The 299-nt window shown below is 70.9% G+C and carries 1 protein-coding gene; it reads left to right on the top strand.

The genetic code is table 11. The features are described from left to right. On the top strand, positions 1–299 hold a 299-nt coding region (locus J0695_RS43525; protein ID WP_206970319.1), incomplete at both ends, for an amidohydrolase family protein.

Below are 299 nucleotides of genomic sequence, written 5' to 3'. Positions count from 1 at the left end.
ACTCCGACGACATCAAACGCTTCGCGGAGCTCGAAGTCGCCGCGAACATCCAGGCCCTGTGGGCCGCGCACGAACCGCAGATGGACGAGCTCACGATTCCGTTCCTGGGGGCCGACCGCGCCGCCCTGCAGTACCCGTTCGGGGATCTGGCACGCGCCGGCACCCGGCTGGTCGCCGGCAGCGACTGGTCGGTCAGCAGCCCCAACCCGCTGTGGGGCATCCATGTCGCGGTCAACCGGGCCGTACCCCGGGAGGAGAGCCCCGGCCGGGAGTACCCGCCGTTCTTCCCGGAACAGGCC

Source organism: Streptomyces beijiangensis (assembly GCF_017315755.1).
GTDB classification, from domain to species: Bacteria; Actinomycetota; Actinomycetes; order Streptomycetales; family Streptomycetaceae; genus Streptomyces; species Streptomyces beijiangensis.
This window is presented reverse-complemented; position numbering and strand designations above follow the sequence as displayed.